Origin of the sequence: Chitinimonas sp. JJ19 (assembly GCF_036961565.1) — a bacterium.
Classification (GTDB): domain Bacteria; phylum Pseudomonadota; class Gammaproteobacteria; order Burkholderiales; family Chitinimonadaceae; genus Chitinimonas.
This window is the reverse complement of the sequence record NZ_JBAMDD010000018.1, coordinates 34,767-54,973: the sequence shown is the minus strand read 5'-3', so window position 1 is coordinate 54,973 and position 20,207 is coordinate 34,767. Positions and strand designations below refer to the sequence as shown.

General features: G+C 62.1%; 17 protein-coding genes and 1 tRNA gene. 11 read left to right on the top strand and 7 right to left on the bottom strand.

Annotation, left to right across the window (positions count from 1 at the left end; translation table 11 throughout):
• Positions 1-11: 11 nt before the first annotated feature.
• Positions 12-1,391, bottom strand: a complete 1,380-nt coding sequence (locus V7714_RS18190; RefSeq protein WP_335710988.1) for an aminotransferase-like domain-containing protein — start codon at positions 1,389-1,391, stop codon at positions 12-14.
• 128 nt (positions 1,392-1,519) lie between these two features.
• Between V7714_RS18190 and V7714_RS18185 the strand changes: the two genes are divergently transcribed.
• The 5 genes from V7714_RS18185 (at position 1,520) to V7714_RS18165 (ending at position 8,208) form a co-directional block, all read left to right on the top strand.
• The gene (locus V7714_RS18185; protein WP_335710987.1) at positions 1,520-2,902 is read left to right on the top strand and encodes an aspartate aminotransferase family protein; all 1,383 of its coding nucleotides are present in this window, start codon (positions 1,520-1,522) and stop codon (positions 2,900-2,902) included.
• Between the two features lie 90 nt (positions 2,903-2,992).
• Positions 2,993-4,495: a CoA-acylating methylmalonate-semialdehyde dehydrogenase gene (locus V7714_RS18180; RefSeq protein ID WP_335710986.1), complete on the top strand. Its 1,503-nt coding sequence runs from the start codon at positions 2,993-2,995 to the stop codon at positions 4,493-4,495.
• Positions 4,496-4,621: 126 nt separating this feature from the next.
• Entirely contained in the window at positions 4,622-5,401 is a 780-nt protein-coding gene (locus V7714_RS18175) for a substrate-binding periplasmic protein (protein WP_335710985.1), read from the top strand.
• Between the two features lie 179 nt (positions 5,402-5,580).
• On the top strand, positions 5,581-6,951 hold the full coding sequence (locus V7714_RS18170; protein ID WP_335710984.1) for a DUF945 family protein: 1,371 nt from the start codon (positions 5,581-5,583) through the stop codon (positions 6,949-6,951).
• A 333-nt stretch (positions 6,952-7,284) separates the two neighbouring features.
• Positions 7,285-8,208, top strand: a complete 924-nt coding sequence (locus V7714_RS18165; RefSeq protein WP_335710983.1) for a peptidylprolyl isomerase — start codon at positions 7,285-7,287, stop codon at positions 8,206-8,208.
• 311 nt (positions 8,209-8,519) lie between these two features.
• On the opposite strand, the gene V7714_RS18160 is transcribed toward V7714_RS18165, so the two are convergent.
• A complete protein-coding gene (locus V7714_RS18160) occupies positions 8,520-9,767 on the bottom strand; it encodes a S41 family peptidase (RefSeq protein ID WP_335710982.1) in 1,248 nt (415 codons plus the stop codon).
• Between the two features lie 143 nt (positions 9,768-9,910).
• The gene (locus tag V7714_RS18155; protein ID WP_335710981.1) at positions 9,911-11,356 is read right to left on the bottom strand and encodes an NAD(P)H-hydrate dehydratase; all 1,446 of its coding nucleotides are present in this window, start codon (positions 11,354-11,356) and stop codon (positions 9,911-9,913) included.
• A 106-nt stretch (positions 11,357-11,462) separates the two neighbouring features.
• Between V7714_RS18155 and V7714_RS18150 the strand changes: the two genes are divergently transcribed.
• The 4 genes from V7714_RS18150 to folE2 are packed head-to-tail and all read left to right on the top strand — an operon-like array spanning position 11,463 to position 13,149.
• A complete protein-coding gene (locus V7714_RS18150) occupies positions 11,463-11,927 on the top strand; it encodes a flavodoxin family protein (protein ID WP_335710980.1) in 465 nt (154 codons plus the stop codon).
• Positions 11,927-12,196, top strand: a complete 270-nt coding sequence (locus V7714_RS18145; RefSeq protein ID WP_335710979.1) for a GIY-YIG nuclease family protein — start codon at positions 11,927-11,929, stop codon at positions 12,194-12,196. The genes V7714_RS18150 and V7714_RS18145 overlap by 1 nt, the downstream gene beginning before the upstream one ends.
• Positions 12,197-12,346, top strand: coding sequence for a hypothetical protein (locus V7714_RS18140; protein WP_335710978.1), 150 nt, complete (start codon positions 12,197-12,199; stop codon positions 12,344-12,346). It begins immediately after the preceding gene.
• Positions 12,343-13,149 (top strand): GTP cyclohydrolase FolE2, encoded by an 807-nt coding sequence (folE2, locus tag V7714_RS18135; RefSeq protein ID WP_335710977.1) that lies wholly within the window; start codon positions 12,343-12,345, stop codon positions 13,147-13,149. The genes V7714_RS18140 and folE2 overlap by 4 nt, the downstream gene beginning before the upstream one ends.
• Before the next feature lie 67 nt (positions 13,150-13,216).
• Here folE2 and ygfZ read toward each other — a convergent pair whose 3' ends face one another.
• Together ygfZ and V7714_RS18125 are read right to left on the bottom strand one after the other, a co-directional pair.
• Complete coding sequence (ygfZ, locus tag V7714_RS18130) at positions 13,217-14,218, bottom strand: CAF17-like 4Fe-4S cluster assembly/insertion protein YgfZ (protein ID WP_335710976.1); 1,002 nt, start codon at positions 14,216-14,218, stop codon at positions 13,217-13,219.
• A 103-nt stretch (positions 14,219-14,321) separates the two neighbouring features.
• Positions 14,322-15,581, bottom strand: a complete 1,260-nt coding sequence (locus V7714_RS18125) for a hypothetical protein (RefSeq protein WP_335710975.1) — start codon at positions 15,579-15,581, stop codon at positions 14,322-14,324.
• A 79-nt stretch (positions 15,582-15,660) separates the two neighbouring features.
• Between V7714_RS18125 and V7714_RS18120 the strand changes: the two genes are divergently transcribed.
• Together V7714_RS18120 and V7714_RS18115 are read left to right on the top strand one after the other, a co-directional pair.
• A tRNA-Asn gene (locus V7714_RS18120) sits at positions 15,661-15,736 on the top strand.
• 192 nt (positions 15,737-15,928) lie between these two features.
• Entirely contained in the window at positions 15,929-16,564 is a 636-nt protein-coding gene (locus V7714_RS18115; RefSeq protein WP_335710974.1) for a hypothetical protein, read from the top strand.
• 138 nt (positions 16,565-16,702) lie between these two features.
• On the opposite strand, the gene V7714_RS18110 is transcribed toward V7714_RS18115, so the two are convergent.
• Together V7714_RS18110 and V7714_RS18105 are read right to left on the bottom strand one after the other, a co-directional pair.
• Positions 16,703-18,709: a M13 family metallopeptidase gene (locus V7714_RS18110; protein WP_335710973.1), complete on the bottom strand. Its 2,007-nt coding sequence runs from the start codon at positions 18,707-18,709 to the stop codon at positions 16,703-16,705.
• A 287-nt stretch (positions 18,710-18,996) separates the two neighbouring features.
• A complete protein-coding gene (locus V7714_RS18105) occupies positions 18,997-20,133 on the bottom strand; it encodes a TRAP transporter substrate-binding protein (protein ID WP_335710972.1) in 1,137 nt (378 codons plus the stop codon).
• Positions 20,134-20,207 lie beyond the last annotated feature (74 nt).

Below are 20,207 nucleotides of genomic sequence, written 5' to 3'. Positions count from 1 at the left end.
CCGACAAGCGGTCAGCTTGATTGGGCTGCCAACCAACCATACAACCGGCTGTTGTCTGCCCAGGCGGCGTTGAAGCGGAAGTGCCGGCTGCTACCGCCGTCCGGCAGGTAGAAACGCCCTGGAGCGAGGGCGATGCCTACGGTGGCGGCTGCTTCGGTCAGGCGGCTGACATCCATCTGCGGCGGTGCCTCCGCCCACAGGAACAAGCCGCCTGCGGGCTGGTGGAAAACCTGCCAGCCCAGTTCGGCCAGGCGGCCGCAGACGCGGGCCTGGGCTTCACCCAGGCGGTCGCGCAGGCGGTCCAGGTGGGTGCGGTGGTGGCCGTCGGTGAGCATGGACAGGGTGGCGGACTCCATGATGGCAGAGCCGGTCAGCCCCGCCACCATCTTGAGCTGTGTGGCGCGGGCCAGCAGGTCGGCACGGGCCAGCAGAAAGCCCACGCGCAGGGCTGGCGACAGTGTCTTGGAGAAGCTGCCCAGGTAGATGACGCGCTCCAGTCCATCCAGGCTGGACAGGCTGGGGCTGGGGTGCAATTGCAGGTCGGCAAAGGGGTCGTCCTCCACGATATGGAAGTCATGGCGGTCGGCCAGCTTGAGCAACTGGTGTGCCGTGGCGGCCGTGGTGCTGGTGCCGGTGGGATTGTGCAGGGCGCTGTTGGTGAATAGGGCCACCGGCTGGTGCCGGGCTGCTGCCTGCGCCACGGCGGCAACATCCGGCCCTGCCAGGGTGCGGGGGATGCCGACCAGTTTGGCGCCATGCAACCGTAGAGCGGCGATCAGGGTGGAGTAGCCGGGGCTGTCGACCAGTACGGTGTCGCCGGGCTTGACCAGCAGCCGTACCGCCAGATCCAGGCCCTGGCTGGCGCCGTGGGTCAGGAGGATGCGCTCGGCTGGCGCCTCCAGGCCCCGCAAGGCTAGCCGCCATTGCAGATGGCTGCGCAGTGTCGGCAGGCCTTGCGGATGGCCATAGCGGGTCAGTAGCTCGCCCGGTGCCTTGGCCAGATTGCGCAGCGCAGCGCGCACGCCGTCTTCGTAAAGCCAGTCATGCGGTAGCCAGCCGCCACCAGCTTGTAATTCCAGCTCGGCATCCTCGTAGACGCTGCGCAGCAGCCAGGCGTCATCCACTGGGGAGCGTACCGGCGCCACCGGCGTGCGCTGCCGTGAGGCCACAAAGTAGCCGCGTGCCCGCTGCGCCGTGATCCAGCCACCGGCTACCAGCCGGTTATAGGCCTCGGCTACGGTAAATGGGCTGACACCCGTCGCCTGGGCCAGTCCACGCACCGATGGCAGCCGGGCACCTTCGCCGAGCAGGCCGCGTTCTATCTTGCCTATCAGGCCCTGCACGATCTGCTCGGTGAGCGGGCTGGTGGCACTGGGGTCGAGTTGCAGCATAACTGTACTGACCTCGGTATCTGTACATCTAGCTGCCGGATGGCAGGGCTTGTATATGGCGGTATAGCTGAATTCTCGCTGATACTGGCGACCAGTGACAAATGGCCGGCAGGTGCAGCGGCCAGTACATGACCAATACAGATCAGCCCCCAGCCACGGAGACCACCATGGGCCAGAACGATAGCGAGCAACTGAATCTCAATCCCTACTGGATGCCTTTCAGCCATAACCGCTACTACAAGCAGGATGCGGCCCACCGGGTGCATCGCATGCTGGCCCGGGCAGAAGGCAGCTACTACTGGACCACCGAGAACCACAAGCTCTACGACGCCTTGTCTGGCCTGTGGTGCTGTGGCCTGGGCCACCGGCACCCGCGATTGGTGGAGGCCGTCAAGCAGCAGCTTGATGTGCTGGACTATGGTACGGCCTTCCAGATGGGCACGCCGGGCGTGTTCAAGCTGGCCGAGCGCATCGCCGAGGCGGCGCCGGCAGGCTTTGAGCATGTGTTTTTCTGCAATTCGGGCTCCGAGGCAGTCGATACGGCGCTGAAGATGGCGCTGGCCTATCACCGTGCCAGGGGTGAAGCCCATCGCACCCGCTTTATCGGCCGGGAGAAGGGCTATCACGGTGTGGGTTTTGGCGGCATCTCGGTAGGGGGCATGGTGGCCAACCGCAAGATGTTTGCTGCAGGCATGCTGCCTGGGGTGGATCATCTGCCGCACACCCACAACCTTAAGGAAATGGCGTTCAGCCGGGGGGAGCCGCAATGGGGCAGCCACCTGGCCGATGAGCTGGAACGGCTGGTGGCCTTGCATGATGCCTCCACCATCGCTGCCGTGATCGTGGAGCCCATGCAGGGCTCGGCCGGTGTCATCGTGCCGCCGCAGGGCTATCTCAAGCGCCTGCGTGAGCTGTGCACCAAGCATGGCATCCTGTTGATCTTCGACGAAGTGATCACCGGCTTTGGCCGCATGGGCCAGCCCTTCGCTGCCCAGTACTTCGATGTCACCCCCGACCTCATCACCTTTGCCAAAGGCGTGAACAATGGCCTGGTGCCGATGGGCGGGGTGATTGCGACCAAATCGATCTACGACACCTTTATGACCGGCCCGGACCATATGGTGGAGTTCTTCCATGGCTACACCTACTCGGGCCACGCGCTGGCGGTGGCAGCAGCCCATGCAGCGCTGGATGTGATTGCCGAGGAGCAGATCTACCCACGGGTCAATGCGCTCAGCAAGACTCTGGAAGAGGCTGTGCATGGCCTCAAGGGCGAGGCCAATGTGATCGATATCCGCAACTGCCAGCTGGCGGCGGCAGTGGAACTGGCACCCCTGGAGGGCAAGCCCGGCCTGCGCGCCATCCGGGTGTTCGAGGAGGCGCTCAAGCGAGGGGTGTTGTTCCGTTTTACCGGCGACATCATTGCCATGGGGCCGACTTTTGTTTCTACACCCGAAGAGATAGGCCATATGGCCGACGTGTTGCGGGAGTCGATCCGGGCGGCCGGCTGAGGCGCGCTCGTCATCAGTCACCTATCCGCTGCCGCCGCCTACGCTGGTGTGACGGCCGCATCTGAATTACCCATACGCAGGACAGGCATCATGGCAAATACCATACATCACTGGATCAACGGCGCCGAAGTGGCGGGCACCTCAGGCCGCTACAGCGAGGTTTACAACCCGGCACAGGGCGAGGTCAGCGGCCGCGTGCAATTGGCCAGCAGCGAGGAACTGGATCTGGCAGTGGCCGCCGCCAAGGCGGCGTTCCCGGCCTGGGCGGCCACCCCGCCGCTGCGGCGGGCGCGGGTGATGTTCAAGTTCAAGGAGCTGCTGGAGCGGCATGCCGATGAAATCGTGGCGGCCATCTCGCGGGAGCATGGCAAGGTCAGGGCTGATGCCCATGGCGAGCTGGTGCGTGGCCTGGAAGTGGTGGAGTTCGCCTGTGGCGCCCCCCATCTGCTTAAGGGTGAGTTTGCCGAGAATGTGGGTACGGCAGTAGACAGCTACAGCCTGCGCCAGGCGCTGGGGGTAGTGTCCGGCATCACCCCGTTCAATTTCCCGGCCATGGTGCCCATGTGGATGTTCCCGCTGGCCCTTGTGGCAGGCAATACCTTTCTGCTCAAGCCCAGCGAGCGTGACCCCTCCACTGCCTTGATACTGGCCCGCTTGCTGAAGGAGGCTGGCCTGCCAGATGGCGTGTTCAACGTGGTGCACGGCGATAAGGTAGCTGTGGATGCCATCCTGGCCAATGACGATATCCAGGCAGTCAGCTTTGTGGGCTCTACCCCCATCGCCCAGTATATCTATGCCACCGGCACGGCCCGTGGCAAGCGGGTACAGGCTTTGGGCGGCGCCAAAAACCATATGGTGGTGATGCCCGATGCCGATCTCGACCAGGCCGTGGATGCCCTGATGGGTGCGGCGTATGGATCGGCGGGAGAGCGCTGTATGGCTATTTCGGTGGCGGTGGCGGTGGGCGACGAGGTGGCTGATGCCCTGGTGGCCAGGCTGGCGCCCAAGGTGCGTGCGCTCAAGATAGGTAGCTGGGATAGCTCGGACGATGTGGAAATGGGACCGCTGGTGACACGCGAGCATCGCAACAAGGTGGCCACTTACATTGATGCCGGCGTGGCCGAAGGCGCAAGCCTGGTGGTGGATGGACGCGGCCATGTGGTGCAGGGTTGCGAAAGCGGCTTCTTCCTGGGGGGCTCGCTGTTTGATGGTGTCACCACCAGCATGAAGATATACCAAGAGGAAATCTTTGGACCGGTACTCTGCGTGGTGCGTGTCGCCAGCTACGAAGAGGCAGTACGGATTACCAACGAGCATGCCTACGGCAATGGCACCGCCATCTTTACCCGCGACGGAGACGCGGCGCGGGACTTTGTCGCCCGGATACAGGTGGGTATGGTGGGGGTGAATGTTCCCATACCCGTACCCATGGCGTTCATGAGCTTTGGTGGCTGGAAGCAGTCGCTGTATGGCGATCATCATGCTTATGGTGCAGAGGGCATACGCTTCTATACCCGCCTGAAGACCGTGACTGCACGCTGGCCGCAATCGATACGCTCGGGCGCCGAGTTCGTGATGCCTACCATGAAGTAGCTTGCACGGTGCCATCGCCTGCCAGGTGGCGCATGCCTGGCAGGTGGGTGATGGGCGGGGCGGCAATCCGTACGGTAAGGGCTAGACTGGACTTATCTGCAGGCCGACTGCAGACGGAGCACTATCATGGACAAGCAACGCAGAAAGGCACTGCAACTACTGGGTGCCTCACCCTTGCTGCTAGCTGCTGCCACACCGCCTGAGCGCTTTGTGGTCAGCTATAACGATGACTACGCGCCGTACTCCTATATAGACAGCGCCACCAGTACCAGCCGGGTGCTGGGGATACTGCCCGATGTGCTCGACCCCATCCTGAACGAGCTGAATGGCCTGGTGCCGTCCAACGTCGGTCTGCCCTGGCGGCGGGCGCAGATGATGGTGCAGCAGGGGCTGGCCGAAGCCCTCTGTACTTTTGCCTCGGACGAACGCAAGCAGTACGCCCTGTTCCATAGCGTGCCGGTGGTACAGCTGCAGCCGCATCTCTTCTTCAATGCCTACCACCTGCGCAGGGCAGAACTGGAGCGCATCAAGACCCGCGATGAACTCAAGGCTTTTTACCTGGTGGACCAGAAGGGCAACCAGTGGGCGGAACAGGTGCTGAAGGATTTTCAGCACGTGGAGTGGACGCCGGGGCATGACGCCATCTTCAGGATGGTGATGGCCACGCGCGGGGATGTGCATATCTCCTTAAGCCCCATCGTCACCAAATGGCGCCTGCGCAAGCTGGGCATATTGCAGGAAATCGTCTCCATCCCCGCGCCCTATATTGCGCCCAGCGTGCCGTTTCACCTGGGGATACGCAAGGATCACCCTCGTGCTGCCGAGATATTGGGGCATATCGACGAGGTACTGAGGGTGCCCGCCACCCAGCGCCGCATAGAAGATGTCGTGCGGCGCTATGCCTGAGCCCTGGCGGGGCCTGTAAATATTGACCGGACTGTCCCAGCAAAATGCAGGCAGTCAGCGGCTGGCTTGGTGCTATATTGCCGCGCACCGCTACCGCACGCCGCTACCGCATGCCGCGAAACAGATGCGCTGCATAGGCGGTAACACAAGATTCTGTTCAATACATTCAAGGTATGCACGTGATAAAAATATCCCGCCTCACCTCCCTGGCTGCGGCCTGCCTGTTGCTGGCCCAGCCCGCGTATGCAAGCGACCAGCCTGCCGTTGATCCTGCTGCACCACCCGCTGCCGAGCCTGCTGCAAAGAAGTCTGAAGCGGACATAGCCGCCGAAGCCATGCGCGAGATGCAGGAATCGGAACTGTTCCAGACCTATATGGGCATCATGGGTGAGCTCAGCCCCCTGGTCAGCAGCGAGCTGGACCTGGAGACCAAGCTGGAGCGCATCGAGAAGTTCGACTTCTCCGAGCCTACCCAGCAGCGCCTGAAAAAGCTGTTTGGCAACGCCAGGCCCTTGCATTTCAGCAAGCAGAAACTGGCCGATGGCGACATTGCCGTGGATTTCAAGCTCGACCCGCTCAAGTACCACGACGAGCCTGCTGCCAGCCTGATGAACTGGTCAGGCATGGCTGGCCGTGCCCTGGTGAAGTCCGACATGCGCCGGGTCACCATGACTGCCAGCTCCGATACGCTGGACATGGACAACAAGGAGCTGACGCTGAAAGCCAACGGGCTCACCATGGCGAGCAGCCAGATGCAAGGGCCGCTGGATTTGTGGTTCGGCAATGGTGAAGCCAGGGTGGAGCTGGTTACCGTCACGCCCAAGCGCTTGCCCATGACGGTGCAGCTGCAATCCATGCGCTATGGCTTCGATATACAAGCCAAGGGCAAGACGGCTGTCATCGGCTATGCCGGCTCGATCAAGGCCATCAAGTGGGGTGAGGACAGCGTAGAGGATGCCAATCTGGCCGTACGTATCAGTGGCCTGCAGTTGGAAGCCCTGGCGGCCATGAACAAGGAGGCCAAGGCACAGGCTGCGCAGAAGCAGGCACCAGAGGCCCAGCTTAGCGCTACCCTGGCCATGGTGATGAAGCACGGTGTGGCCATGGTGAAGCAGGGCGTGGTGCTGGATGTCGATGATATCTCTGCCCGCTATCACGGCCACAAGGCCCAGATCAAGGGTCAGGTCAAGCTGGCCAAGCTGACCGACCGCGACCTGCAGAACTTCGACCGTATCATGAAGAAGGTGCAACTGCGTTTTGATGCCAGCGTACCTCTGGGCATGGTTCGCGAACTGGCGCGCACCATGATGGGCAAGCAAGGTGGTGAGGGCGTGGACAAGCAGCAACTGGACGAGGCCAGCGAGCAGATGGTGCGCAGTGGTATCGATACGCTGAAGAAGAACAACTGGGCTCGCCTGGAAGGCGACGTACTGCGCAGCACCTTGGTGATGAACCAGGGCAAGCTGCTGCTGAACGGCAAGCCGCTGTCGCTGTCTGGAGGCAAGAAATCGAGCAAGCCTAAGAAGACTGCCAAGCCTGCCAAGGGCTAAGCCAGCTAGGTGCCGAGTACCCGCAAAGGGCCGCTGCAAAGCGGCCCTTTGTGTTTGATCGGTCGACAGCAGGGCAACTGGGCAGGGCGTGCCTTTTACGCGACAGGCAGACGCTTGAGGGCGCTGCTGTTTACACCGCGCGCGTCGCCGTGCGGCGTTGCGCTCTGGGTATTTTGTCCTTGGATATCAAGCCCGTGCCGCTTCGATGTCTAGATGCGTGCCATGAGTTGCTTGGTGGCAGAGTGTGCTTGAGGCACCCTGGCGTGTGCGGGGGCTTAGCCGGCGCTGGCTGGCTATGGCATGCTGCGCCGCTGACCCTAAGAGGAGAGTGCCATGACTGCTCGTGTTTCCCTGGTGCTGGGGGCTACTGCCGCCCTGGCTTGCTCGCTTGCCGTGTCCGCTGCTCCGCAGCGCAGCCCTGCCGATATTATCAAGCAGTCTGCCGCCAGCGATTGGCGCCCTCTGGACGGGCAAAACACCCTGGTGATGGAGCTGAACGGCGGGCAGGTGATTTTTGAATTGGCGCCCCGTTTTGCGCCGCGCCATGCTGCCAATATCCGCAAGCTGGCGCGCAATGGCTATTACGATGGTCTGGCGGTGATACGGGTGCAGGATAACTTTGTTACCCAATGGGGCGACCCGGTGGACGAGGAGAAAGAGCCCGCCAAGGTCAAGCCCTTGGGCGATGCCGAGGCCAAGCTGCCAGCGGAGTTCTCCATTGCGTACCGAGGATTGCCTATTGCCCGGCTGAAGGATGCGGATGGCTTTGCGCCGGTCACCGGTTTTAGCGAGGGCATGCCGGTGGCGGCTGACCCCAAGAAGAACCGTGCCTGGATACCACATTGTTATGGAGTGATAGGTGCAGGCCGTGGTAACACGGTGGACAGCAGCAACGGCAGCAGCCTTTACGTCATCATCGGACAAGCGCCGCGTGCATTGGATCTGAACATCACGGTGGTGGGGCGCGTGCTCAAGGGTATGGAGCTGCTTTCCGGCTTGCCGCGTGGCGGCAGCAATATGGGTTTCTATGACAAGCCCGAGCAGCATGTGCCCCTGCAACGGGTACGCTTGCTGGCCGATATCCCGGCAGCCGAGCGCCCTGCGCTGGAGGTGCTGCGTACCGATACGCCCACCTGGCAGGCACTAGTGGAGTCGCGCCGTCATGCCAGTGGTGATTGGTATGTGCATAGCGCCGAGCACACCAATGTCTGCAATATCGGCATTCCTACCCGCCCACTGGTGCCAGCAGCCAGCTGACAGGCGCTGGCGGGCCGCACGCCAGCTTGACTAAGAGCCTGTTCAAAGTCTTTTCGCTGCGTCGCTGATCTGGAAAAAGGCCAGGCACAAGGCGTGGTGCGCAGGCAATAACCAGTTATTGCCAAGCGCCACAACGCAGTGGATGGCCGTTTTCCAGCTCAGCCCTCCGGGTTCGCAGCCTTGCCGGCGAATGGCGGCGTTGCAAGCCGCTTATGGTACCGATACCGGAACCCGTACCGCTGCGCGGCTTGCGCCTTGCCCGTCATCCGGCAAGGTTGCGAACGACGCGGCGAAAAGACTTTGAACAGGCGCTAAGTGCCTGGGTGGTTACGTGCAAGCTCACGCAAGCCGGCCGCCAGGATGGGGTCGTCGGTGTTGTCGGCAGGCTGGGTCAGGTCTACCAGGATCGGGGGGAGGAAGTCCTCGCGCGGTGTGCCCCGGACATGGAGCAGCCGCTCGGCTGGGACATTGGCACTGATGCCGCTATGTGGCAGGGGGATGGTGTAGGTGGCGCCCAGCAGCCCGGCCATGGCGGTGCCGACGACCTGGGCACGGCCCAGGCCATGCAGGCCTATGGCCAGGCCTTCTCCCATGCTGCCGGTCCAATGGTCGACCAGTACGACCAGCGGGCGGGTGTACTGGAATGGGCCGCGTGGCTGTACCAGTTCCAGCCAGGCTCGGGCAATGCCGGTTTGCTGGGCTTCCAGCGGCAGCTCGTGCCGCTGATAGGCGGCTTCCACAGCAATAAAGCGGCTCATGATGGCGCGGGCTATCTTGCTGTTGCCGCCGCCTGGGGTGTCGCGCAGGTCAAGGATCAACCCCTGGCTGTCGCCTAGCTCGGCCAGGGCCGCATCAAAGGCCGTAATCAGTGCGTCCTGACCCAGGCTGTTGTTGAGCCGGATATAGCCGGCGCTGCCGATACGCCTATGACTCAGGGGCGTGCTGGCCTGTGTGCTGACACCTGCCAGTGTGACCTCCAGCGGCCTGCCGTCTGCCAGCAAGCGCAGCTGGCGCGGCTGGTCTCGCCTGCCGGCCAGCAGTGCACGCAAGGCCCAGTCGCGGGCCCGTTGGCTGGTCTGCGGCGCCACCCGTCCGAGTTTTTGCGCCACGGCTACGGTAATGGGCTGGCCCTGTATATGGGTCAGTACCATGCCCGCTTGCAGGCCCGCCCTGGCGGCGGGGCTGTCTGGCCGCACTTGTAGCAGCCGGGCGGTCTCGCCCTGCCAGGCTGCCCACAGGTCGGTGCCCGAGGGGACCAGCCTTGGTGAGCTGGCGGTGTTGCGGTTGAGCTGGGTGTGGTCGTCGTGCAGTTCTTCCAGCAACTGCTCCAGTACCGAGATAAAGGCCCGCTGATCGCCAGCCTTGGCGGCCAGGGGGCGGTAGTGCGCCACGGCGGCCTGCCAATGCTGTGGCCCGTCGGTGAAATAGGCGTAGTTGGCCGTGACTTCGGTGGCCAGGGTGTCGAAGTCGGCCAGGTAGTCGCTGGCATGTGGGGCTGGGGCGGCCTTGCTGCAAAGGGTGCCGAGCAGCAGGCCCAGGGTGCAGAATAACTTCCTCATGCAGATGGGGGCTTGATGTAGGTGGATGCCACATTCTCGTCCCCATGCGGCCTTGCGGGTGAAAAAACTCTCCTCGCGCAGTTCTGCCAGACCGCCGCAAAACCTGGCAGGTGTGCTTGGGGAGGGGGGCGCCGGCAATCCCGCTAGCGGAAATAAGGGGCAAGGTGCCGATCCAGCTCGGCGATCACCTCGTTGGCCAAGGTGATGCACCGGCCATCGCGATTGACCAGGGCGTCGCTGGCGCAGCCATGTAGGTGGGTGGCCAGGCAGGTGGCCTGCCAGGCAGTGAGGCCTTGTGCCATCAGTGCGGCGATCAGGCCACTCAGCAAGTCGCCTTGGCCGGCATTGGCCAGTGCGGCGCTGCCGCTCTGGTTGACCGCCATGAGGGCGCCGTCGACGATAACGCTACCTGCGCCCTTGAGCACGATGGTGGCATGGTAGCGGCGGGTCAGTTCTGCCGCTGCATCATAGCGGTGCTGCTGTACCTCGGCTGTGCTGCAGGCCAGTAGCCGCGCGGCTTCGGCCGGATGGGGCGTCAACACGGTAGGCGCCTGGCGCAGGCGGGCGGCCTGGGTGAGGCGTGGGTCGCTGGCCAACAGGTTGAGGGCGTCAGCATCCAGTACCAGTGCCTGTGGGCTGCTCAGCGCATGGTGCAACAGGTCGGCAGCTGGCGCGCCTTGGCCCAGGCCCGGCCCCAGCAGTATCAGATCGGCCGCATCCATCAGCAGGGTATCGGCTGGACGCAGCATCAACTCGGGGCGAGCCAGGTCTGCACTGGGTACCGGCCCCAGCAGGCCGGTAAAAACCTTGCCTGCACCGGCCTGCAGTGCGGCCCTGCCGGCCAGCAGGGCGGCACCGGTCATGCCCTCGGCGCCGCCTATGATGCAGATGGTGCCGTAGCTGCCTTTGTGGCTGTCGGCCGCGCGCGGTATGCGGATGGTTTGGGCTACGGTGGCGGTATCCGGCAGCGCAGCCTGATCCAGCGTGGGGGCGACCAGCCCCAGCTTGTCCAGCAGGCAGAGCCCGGTATAGTCGCGGGCTGCGCCGGTGGCCAGCCCACGTGCCTGACCGATGAAGCTCAGGGTCCAGCGGGCCTGTATGGGGGCGCCCAGCAGTGCGCCGCTGTCGGCATGTACGCCGCTGGGCACGTCCAGCGCCAGTATCGGTTTGCCTAGCTGGTTGACTTGGGTAATCAGCGCCTGCCAGTGTGGCGCCAGCGGGCGGTTCAGGCCCAGGCCGAACAGGCCGTCGATGATGACGGTGCAGGCCCCTGTCGGCGCCTGGGCGCTCTCGGTGCCGCCGCAGCGCTGCCAGTCGCGGTAGGCGGTGGCGGCATCAGCGGGCAGGTTGCCTGGCCCGGCTGGCATGCAGACGGATAGGCTATAGCCCAACTGCTTCAGCAAGGTGGCGGCAACCAGTGCGTCGCCACCATTGTTGCCCGGCCCTACCAGCACGCCGATGGGTGCTGCCTTGCCGAAACGGCGCGAAATAAAATCGGCGGCAGCGCGCCCGGCACGTTGCATCAGGGGTAGGTTCAGCTTGCGGGCCTGCTGTTCTATCTGGCGTAGCTGCGATACGGTATGGAACATGGCGGCTGGATACGGTCATAGCAAGAAGGGGCGATGTGTTCTGGATCATAGACTGCCCAGCGTGGCGCTTGTTGATGTAATACCTGCGGCGAGTGTGAGATAGGGAATGAAACAGCTGCTGATACTGCATGCCGGGCAGACCGAGGCCGGCCATACCTATGCGCTGGCGCAATCGGCGCGGATCGGTGCTGCTGCGCTGGCGGACGAGGTGGCCACGGTCATGCTGCCGGCGCTGCAGGCGGATCTGCCGGATTTGCTGGCGGCACAGGGCCTGCTGCTGGTGACGCCAGAGAAGTTTGGCTATATGGCGGGTGCGCTGAAGGATTTCTTTGACCGTACCTTCTACCCCGCCCAGGGCAGGATTGCGGGCCTGCCCTATGCACTGGTCGTGGTGGGCGGCAATGACGGCAGCGGGGCGGTCTTGGCGGTGGAGCGTATTGCCCGTGGCTACCCGCTGAAGGCCATTGCCGAGCCACTGGTGGTCAAGGGCGCGCCCACCGAGACGCAGTTGCAGCAGGCCTGCGAGCTGGGTGAGGCCATGGCCGGTGGTATCGCCATGGGCATATTCTGATGGAGTGGCCTGTGCCGCAAGGCTGGTGTGTCTATTTACTGCGCTGTGCCGACGATAGCCTCTATTGCGGTATCAGCAATGATCTGGCGGCGCGCATCGTCACTCACAATCGCGGGCGCGGTGCCCGTTACACCCGGGTACGTCTGCCCGTGGTGCTGGCCTATGCCGAGGCGTGCGAGGACAGGTCCAGTGCCTCGCGGCGGGAGGCGGCCATCAAGAAGCTGGATCGCAAGGCGAAGCTGGCCTTGGTGGCGGCAGGATGCAACTGATTGAAGAAAAAGGACTATGGCGCCGATTGGAAGAATCAATCGGCAGGCCCGCTTGAATTGACAGGAACTGGCCTGAAATTCTTGATTGGTTTACTCGGGTATTTGCTGCCCGGTACAATTGACCCCTATCGCATCAGGATCGCATCATGAACGCACCCCACAAGCCCGCGCCTCTCGAGGACGTGCAAAGCTCGCGCGATGTACGCAACATCGCCATCAACAAGGTCGGCATCAAGTCCCTGCGCCATCCCGTCAAGGTGGCCGACCGGGCCGATGGGGTGCAGCATACGGTTGCTGGCTTCGATATGTATGTGTATCTGCCTGAGCACTACAAGGGCACGCATATGTCGCGCTTCGTGCAATTGCTGAACAGCCACGAGCAGGCGATCTCGGTGGCGTCGTTCGAGCAGATGGCGCGCGAGATGGTGGGAAAGCTGGAGGCGGAATCGGGCTATATCGAGATGCGCTTTCCGTTCTTCATGAACAAGACGGCGCCAGTATCAGGCGTGCAAAGCCTGATGGACTACGATGTCAGCCTGATCGGCGAGATACGGCAGGGAGTGTTTACCCAGACCATCAAGGTGGTGGTGGCTGCGACCAGTCTTTGCCCCTGTTCCAAGAAGATCTCGGAATACGGTGCGCACAACCAGCGCTCGCATGTGACCATCACCGCCCAGGTGAATGACAGGGTGTGGCTGGAAGAGCTGATACGGGTGGCCGAGGAAGAGGCATCCTGCGAGGTCTACGGCATACTCAAGCGGCCGGATGAGAAGTATGTGACTGAGCAGGCCTACGACAACCCCAAGTTCGTGGAAGACTTTATCCGCGATGTGGCCGCCAGGCTCAACGGCGACCCCCGGATAGACCGCTATGTGGTGGAGGTGGAGAACTTCGAGTCTATCCACAATCACTCTGCCTACGCCTTGATCGAGCACGACAAGCGCATGGCCTGATCCAAGTGAGCGTAAAAAAACCGCCCGAGTGGCGGTTTTTTTACGGGCCGGTGATGCTGACAAGCGCTTACTCGTGTACCGGATAGGGCAGCGGCAGGAAGTTGAGTAGCGGGCCCTCGGGGCTATCAAGGTGGACACCGTGCTCCACGCTGGCCATCTGTACCACGACCAGCGCTTCCCATAGGCCTTCGCCAGCCGGCGCGGCCTGGGCAACCTGGCCGCAGGCCTGGCCGTTCATCTCCGGGCTGTAGACGGCTTGTCCGGCCTGCATGGGGGCGGTGGCACTGACTCGAAAGGTACGGCGCTTGAGCTTGCCCAGGTATTGGGTGCGGGCGACGATTTCCTGGCCGGGATAACAGCCCTTCTTGAAGCTGACGGCGCCGATCAGTTCCATATTGGCCATCTGTGCGACAAAGGCCTCTTGGGTTTCGGGCAATATCCAGGGTATGCCTGCGCGGATGTCCGACAGTGTCCAGGCAGCTGTACCCGATGCTTGGGCGCCAGCGGCCAGCAGGGCGGGCCACGCCGCCGTGGCGGCGTCGGGCGTCAGGCAGAGCAGCAGACGATCCTGCCCCAGACGGGCAAGCAAGCCGCCGGCCAGCTTGATGGTCTGCATGGCCTCGACTGGGGCTGTGCCGAACACGGCCAGCGCGATGGCGGTGGCTTGCGGGCCACTCAGGCCCAGCAGCACGCGCTCGTCGCTGGCATCGGTGGCGCGGGTCTTGCTGCGCAATACGTACATGCTCAGGCGCTTTTGTACCCCTGCCTGCAAGGTGCGCGGCAGCATCAGCAGGACATCGTCGGCTTCACGCAATACCAGGAAGCTGGCCAGCATACGGCCCTTGGGGGTGGAGTAGCTGGAGTACTGGCAACCGTCGGCGGGCATTTTCTTGAGATCGCTGGACACCTGGCCATGCAGGAACGCCAGGGTCTCCTCGCCGCTAAAGCGTATCAGGCCGAACTGCTGCAGTGGCACCAGCGCGGTGTCTGCTGCCGCAGTGGGAAAGCTGACCTGACCTTGTTCATCGGTTTGTGCGCCCTGGCTTGCCAGGTAAGTGTGCCAATCCATTGCTGCTATTGCCTCCAAATGACGATCGCCGGCCAGGGGCCGGCGATATCCATACTGATGATTAACTGTCGGCTCAACCGTCGGTTATCACACAGCTTAACGGTTAAAAGATCTGCGTGGTGTTCTCGCTGCTACCTGGCTTGTAAGCGCCAGCCGAGCGCAGCTCTGGAGCATCCAGCGTGCCGGCGATGGCCAGCGGCGCGTTGACCACGATGCTGCCACTGGACAGGCGGGTATTGATACGGCCACCCAGCTTGCGCTCCGGGCTGATGGTGAGGCCGCCACTGGCCGAGAATTTACCCGAGTTCAGCTGCAGGCTGCGCAAGGAGACCTGGGTATCTTCCAGCAGATATTCGCCGGCCAGGGTGTCGAAGCGGGTCTGGCCGCCGCGTTGCAGCACCGATGGGCTCTGCGACTTGAGCGGGGTGATCAGGTCGAAGTTATGCAGGTTGCCATCGCGTACCGAGAACTTGACCGACACGCGGCGCTTGGCGAACAGGTTCTCATAGCTGTCGCCGCTGAACTCGAAATCGGCGGTGGCAGCCATGCGGCCGGTGGAGCGGGTGGTGGCGCTGGCCAGCGAGATCAGCGGCTCAACCTGCATGCTGCGTGTCTGCAGGCTGCCAGTCAGCTTCCAGCCCTCCACCCAGCTCAGTTGCGCCACGCCCACGGCGGGCGAGCCGAAGATCAGTGCCTGAACATCGTCGATCAGGATACCGTCCTTGTCGGCCATGCCGCGGAGTATCAGCTGGTCAAAGCGAGCGTCGGGGTAAGGGCCAGGGGCAACCCAATTGTTGGCGGTAAAGTCGAGGCCGAACTTGTCGCCCTCTGGCTTGATGGTGAGGGTGGCGCGCTCGTCTGCGTCGGTCAGGGTGACCAGCTTGAAGGTGCCGTCCTGATTCAGCTGCAAGGTGCCGGACAGCGGGCCGATCTTGCGTTGGGTCAGCTGTATGGTCAGGTCTTTCAGCTTGAGCTTGGCGAAATTGATATCGCGACCACCCGGGTTGGGCTTGAGCCGGCCAGGCAGGGAAAGCGCAAAATCCTGCTTGAACTGGGCTTGCTCCAGTACCACATCGGTCAGCTCGGTACGCAGATTGATCAGGTTGCGCAGGGTAATGGGCACAATGATCTGGGCAATTTCTGCCTCGCCCTGCTTGCCCATGGTCAGCTGCTTGAGTGCTAATTGGGGTTTGGGGTCGTAGCTGAAAGCGATATCGCTGATGCTGACAGGGATGTCCAGGCGTGCGCTAACTGCCTGTTCGATATCGGCTTTGTAGCGATCGTAGGGGAATAGCAGCGGGATGGCAGCCACGATGGCAACCAGAACCACGACTATGATCAACAGTTTCTTGAGGGCAGACATGAGGCCTTCTTATAAGTTTGAAATCGAAACGGGTGTTGACACGCCAAGCACAGCCTTTTAGTATAGCGGCTTCTTTAGTTCCTCGATAGCTCAGTCGGTAGAGCGCCGGACTGTTAATCCGTAGGTCCCTGGTTCGAGCCCAGGTCGAGGAGCCAAGTTTCCAAAAGCCGCACAGTCGAAAGATTGTGCGGCTTTTGCTTTTTCCGCAAGGGTGTTTGACGCGAAGAATAGTAATCGCTAAAACACCTAGGTGCCTGCCACGGATTCCTGCGACTGCGTATGCGATTAATCATATGGCATGCAACTGGCTGGCGTCGCCAACGTTAAACCGAGAGGATCGCATGACAATGGCAAATGAACAAGCGGCCAAACTGCCCTTGATGAAGCGATTGATCCTTGCCATGCGAGGCGGAGTGGGCGGCGGGCTGTCTGCCATGCTGGTGGTTTTGCTGGTGGCACTGGTGATTGCCATTGGCGCAGGCGGCTTTCTGGGCGGCCTGGTGATGGCGACCAAGCGTAATCTGCATGCCGAGCAGAACCTGATTGCCCAGGTGAAAACTGCCAAGCAGGCGCAAGCCAAACTACTGGCCGAGAAGGCTGGGCTGGAGAAAGAACTCGAAGCCGCCAAGGACGCCAGCAGCATGCTGGGCAAGGATCTGGCTACCCTGAAAGAGCAACTGGCGGCAGCCCAGGTCGAGCGCGAAACCATGAACAAGGTACTGGCTGAAATCAGCGAAAGCCTGCGTAGTGGCGGCGCTGCAGCCAATCCCAAGGCCGCCGCAGTGGTGAAGGGCGCCATGCTGAAGTTTGGCGACAAGGAGTGCGAGCTGGAGGGCGGCGCCATCAAGAGCAAGGACGATGTGAAATGCCTGAACCTGAAGGACGCCATCGACGCCATGAATAGCGGACCGGGCGGCTATGGGGCCAAGCCAGCCAAGCCGACAGAGACGCCTGCGTCCAAGCCGGTGCAGAAGGGGCATTGAGCGGCCGTGCGCTAGGCGCTGGGCGGCATCGTATCCAACCCACCGGTTAGCGTAGGCTCAAACACGGCGGGATCTCGGCCAAAAAAGCCGGGCACCATCTCAAGATGGTGCCCGGCTTTTTTACGGCATTAAGCGGCCTTACCAGATACGGATGCGATCAGCCTCGGGCTTGAACATGCCGTCACCGGGTTGGGTGTTGAATGCCTGGTGGAACGCGCTACTGTTCATTGCCGGGCCGATGGCACGGAAATCATCAGGCGCATGCGCGTCGGCGGTCAGGCGCCGCAGGCGTTCCTGCTCGCGTATCTTGCCGCGCCAGAGTTGGCCGAAACCGATGAATACGCGCTGCTCGCCGGTAAAGCCGTCGAGGGTGTTTGATGGCTTGCCGTTCAGGCTCAGCTGGTAGGCCTTGAAGGCGATCTGCAAGCCGGACAGGTCGGCGATGTTCTCGCCCACCGTCAGGCGGCCGTTGACGAAATGTTTGGGCAAGGCTTCGTAGCGGCCATATTGCGCCACCAGCCTATCAGCCAGCTTCTCGAAGCTTTTGCGATCGACCGGGCGCCACCAGTTGCGCATATTGCCGTCACCATCGTACTGGCTACCCTGGTCGTCGAAGCCATGGCTGATTTCATGGGCGATGATGGTGCCGATTGCACCGTAGTTCACCGCGTCATCGGCGTCGGCCTTGAAGAATGGTGGCTGCAGCATGGCTGCCGGGAAGACGATCTCATTCAGGGGTGCGTCGTAATAGGCGTTGACGGTTTGCGGTGTCATGCCCCATTCATCGCGGTCGACAGGCTTGCCGAGGAAGGACAGCTTGTGCCGGTAATTGAACTGATTGGTGCGCAGTACATTGCCGACCAGGTCATCGGCACGGATATCCAGGCCGCTGTAATCGCGCCATTTGTCGGGATACCCGACCTTGACCCGATACTTGGACAGCTTGTCCCTGGCGGCGGTTTTGGTAGCCGGGCTTAGCCAGTCGACCTGGTCCAGGCTCTGCTGATAGGCCTTGAGCAGGTTACCGGTCAGGGTTTCCATTCTGGCCTTGGCTTCGGCGGGGAAGTATTGCGCAACGTAGCGTTTACCTATGCTTTCACCCAGCGAACTGTTCACCATGTTGACTGCGCGTTTCCAGCGCGTAGACATCTGGCTCATGCCGCTCAGTGCCTTGCCATGGAAATTAAAGTGGGCCTCGGCCAGCGGTTTGCTCATGAGATGCGCCGTGCCGTCGAGTACGCGCAGGCGCAGGTAGTCACGCCAGACCTCAAGTGGTTCGCTCGCCACCAACTGGCCCACTGCCTTGGCGTAGCTGGGTGTGCGCACGTCAACTACCTGCACCTGGCCCATCTCGGCACCGTCGAGGAAGGCTGCCCAATCGAACTTGGGCGCGGTTTTAGCCAGGCCGGCACGATCGAATTTATTGTGCGACTTGTGCGGATCGCGCAAAGCCATACCATCCCACTGGGACTTGGCTAGCCGAGTTTCCAGTGCCAGCACGGCTTTGGCGCGGCGGGCCGGATCAGTCTGGCCGGCTTGGTGCAGCAAGGCTTCCAGATAGCTTAGATAGCTGGCGCGGGTGCTTTTGTAGCTGGCGTCCTGCTTCAGGTAGTAGTCACGGTCGGGCATACCCAGGCCGTGCTGGTCGACCATCACCACATACTGTGAGGGGTCGTTGTCGTCGACATTGACGTAGGGCCGTAATGGTCCTTCCATGCCTTGCACAGCCAATCGGCCTAGCAATCGGGTCAGTCCCTCGCGGTCGGTCACGCCGTCGATCTCTGCCAGCAGGGGCTTGACCGGTGCCATGCCCAGCCGGTCGGCCAGGGCTTCATCCATATAGCTTTGATACAGCGCGGCCATCTGCCGGGATTCGGGAGAGTCGGGGTGGGCGACAGCTGCCTCCACTATCTCGCGCACCCGCTTCTGCGACAACTCGTACAGTTCGTCAAACGTGCCCCAGCTGCTTTCGTCGGCCGGGATCTCAGCCTGCTTGATCCACTTGCCATTGACGGCTTGAAACAGATTGTCCTGAATACGGACGCTGGGATCAAAATGGTCGAGTTCGATGCCGGAGCGCCCGGCGGCGGCGGCAGGCAGGGCCAGCATGAGAAGCAGGGCAAGCCGGCTCGGGTGGAGGTTCATCCTTCTATTTCCTTGTGTAGGGCGGAAAGAAACGGCGGCCAAGCAAGCATCCGCAGGGTAAACGGCGTAGCAAATGCTATGCCGCCGCGCTACGACAGAGCATCAGGCACAGAGTGCCTTGAGCACCAACAAATTGTGCATCTGACGGACGCTGCGGCGAGTCTGGCACTCACCGGGGCTGTCGGATTCCAAACGATGGTAGCCGCCCTCGGGCATGCCCAACAGCAAAGAACCCGCCTAGGGGCGGGTTCTTTGCAGGGTACTGCAGTGACATTAGCAAGCCATCGTCACTTCACGCGATTGGCGTACATAAAGCTTTCCAGCCCCGACTCTGCCAGGCTGAACCAGCCTTGCTCGATGCCGCGGAATTTCTTCCATTCGGTGTAGACCTTCTTGAATGAGGCATTCTTGGCGGCTTCTTCTTCGTACAGCTCGAAGGTGGCTTTCTGGGCGGCCTTCATGATATCGGCTGGGTACTTGTGCAGCTTCACGCCAGCCTGCAACAGGCGCACCAAGGCCTGGGGGTTTTTGGCGTCATACTCGGCCTGCATGGCGATGGCAGCTTCGGCGGTGGCTACTTCGAAGGCGGCTTGGTAACTCTTGGGGAGCTTGGCCCATTCGTCCAGGTTCACGTAGAAGGAAATCTGCGGGCCCGGCTCCCACCAGCCTGGGTAGAAGTAATTCTTGGCGACCTTGTAGAAGCCCAGCTTTTCATCGTCGTAGGGGCCGACCCATTCGGCGGCATCAATGGTGCCTTTTTCCAGGGCGGGGTAGATATCACCGCCGGCCAGGGTTTGCGGTACGGCGCCCAGGCGTGACCAGACTTCGCCGCCTATGCCAGGGATGCGGATCTTCAGGCCTTTGACGTCGGCCAGCGATTTGACCGGGTTGCGGAACCAGCCGCCCATCTGGGTGCCGGTGTTGCCACCGTAGAAGCTGATGACCTTGTAGTCGCGCAGGAACTCACGCATCAGTTGCAGGCCGCCGCCGTAGTACATCCAGGCAGCTTGCTGGCGCGACGACAGGCCGAAGGGGACGGCAGTGTCGAAGGCGAAGGTTTTGTTCTTGCCCACGTAGTAGTAACCGCAGGTGTGGCAGGCCTGCACCGTGCCGTTCTGTACGGCATCCAGCGCCTGCAGGCCGGGGACGATTTCACCGGCGGCGTGTACCTTGATCTGGAACTTGCCATCGGTGAGGTCGGATACACGCTTGGACAACTGTTCGGCGCCGCCATAGATGGTTTCCAGGCTCTTGGGAAAGCTGGAGGTAATGCGCCACTGTATGTTGGGCTCGGCCGCTGCGATGGCGGGGGCGGATATCCCTGCGGCAGCAACGCCGGCTACGCTGGCCTGTTTGAGAAAACTACGTCTTTCCACGGTCTGCTCCTTCTTCTTGGGTTTGAGTGCGGTATGGGCCGCACCCATCTACTAAGCGCCACTAACAAAACCCTTCTGGCGTTGTTGTGCGAGATTGCCGTACCCACGTACTGTCAGCGCAC

What these genes read in the sequence shown, in the direction of transcription:
- V7714_RS18160 (WP_335710982.1), bottom strand. Translation starts at nt 9,767, where the DNA reads ATGAGGAAGTTATTCTGCACCCTGGGCCTGCTGCTCGGCACCCTTTGC.
- V7714_RS18115 (WP_335710974.1), top strand. Translation starts at nt 15,929, where the DNA reads ATGGCAAATGAACAAGCGGCCAAACTGCCCTTGATGAAGCGATTGATC.
- V7714_RS18145 (WP_335710979.1), top strand. Translation starts at nt 11,927, where the DNA reads ATGGAGTGGCCTGTGCCGCAAGGCTGGTGTGTCTATTTACTGCGCTGT.
- V7714_RS18110 (WP_335710973.1), bottom strand. Translation starts at nt 18,709, where the DNA reads ATGAACCTCCACCCGAGCCGGCTTGCCCTGCTTCTCATGCTGGCCCTG.
- V7714_RS18185 (WP_335710987.1), top strand. Translation starts at nt 1,520, where the DNA reads ATGACCAATACAGATCAGCCCCCAGCCACGGAGACCACCATGGGCCAG.
- V7714_RS18180 (WP_335710986.1), top strand. Translation starts at nt 2,993, where the DNA reads ATGGCAAATACCATACATCACTGGATCAACGGCGCCGAAGTGGCGGGC.
- V7714_RS18150 (WP_335710980.1), top strand. Translation starts at nt 11,463, where the DNA reads ATGAAACAGCTGCTGATACTGCATGCCGGGCAGACCGAGGCCGGCCAT.
- V7714_RS18155 (WP_335710981.1), bottom strand. Translation starts at nt 11,356, where the DNA reads ATGTTCCATACCGTATCGCAGCTACGCCAGATAGAACAGCAGGCCCGC.
- folE2 (WP_335710977.1), top strand. Translation starts at nt 12,343, where the DNA reads ATGAACGCACCCCACAAGCCCGCGCCTCTCGAGGACGTGCAAAGCTCG.
- V7714_RS18175 (WP_335710985.1), top strand. Translation starts at nt 4,622, where the DNA reads ATGGACAAGCAACGCAGAAAGGCACTGCAACTACTGGGTGCCTCACCC.
- V7714_RS18165 (WP_335710983.1), top strand. Translation starts at nt 7,285, where the DNA reads ATGACTGCTCGTGTTTCCCTGGTGCTGGGGGCTACTGCCGCCCTGGCT.
- V7714_RS18125 (WP_335710975.1), bottom strand. Translation starts at nt 15,581, where the DNA reads ATGTCTGCCCTCAAGAAACTGTTGATCATAGTCGTGGTTCTGGTTGCC.
- V7714_RS18105 (WP_335710972.1), bottom strand. Translation starts at nt 20,133, where the DNA reads ATGGGTGCGGCCCATACCGCACTCAAACCCAAGAAGAAGGAGCAGACC.
- ygfZ (WP_335710976.1), bottom strand. Translation starts at nt 14,218, where the DNA reads ATGGATTGGCACACTTACCTGGCAAGCCAGGGCGCACAAACCGATGAA.
- V7714_RS18190 (WP_335710988.1), bottom strand. Translation starts at nt 1,391, where the DNA reads ATGCTGCAACTCGACCCCAGTGCCACCAGCCCGCTCACCGAGCAGATC.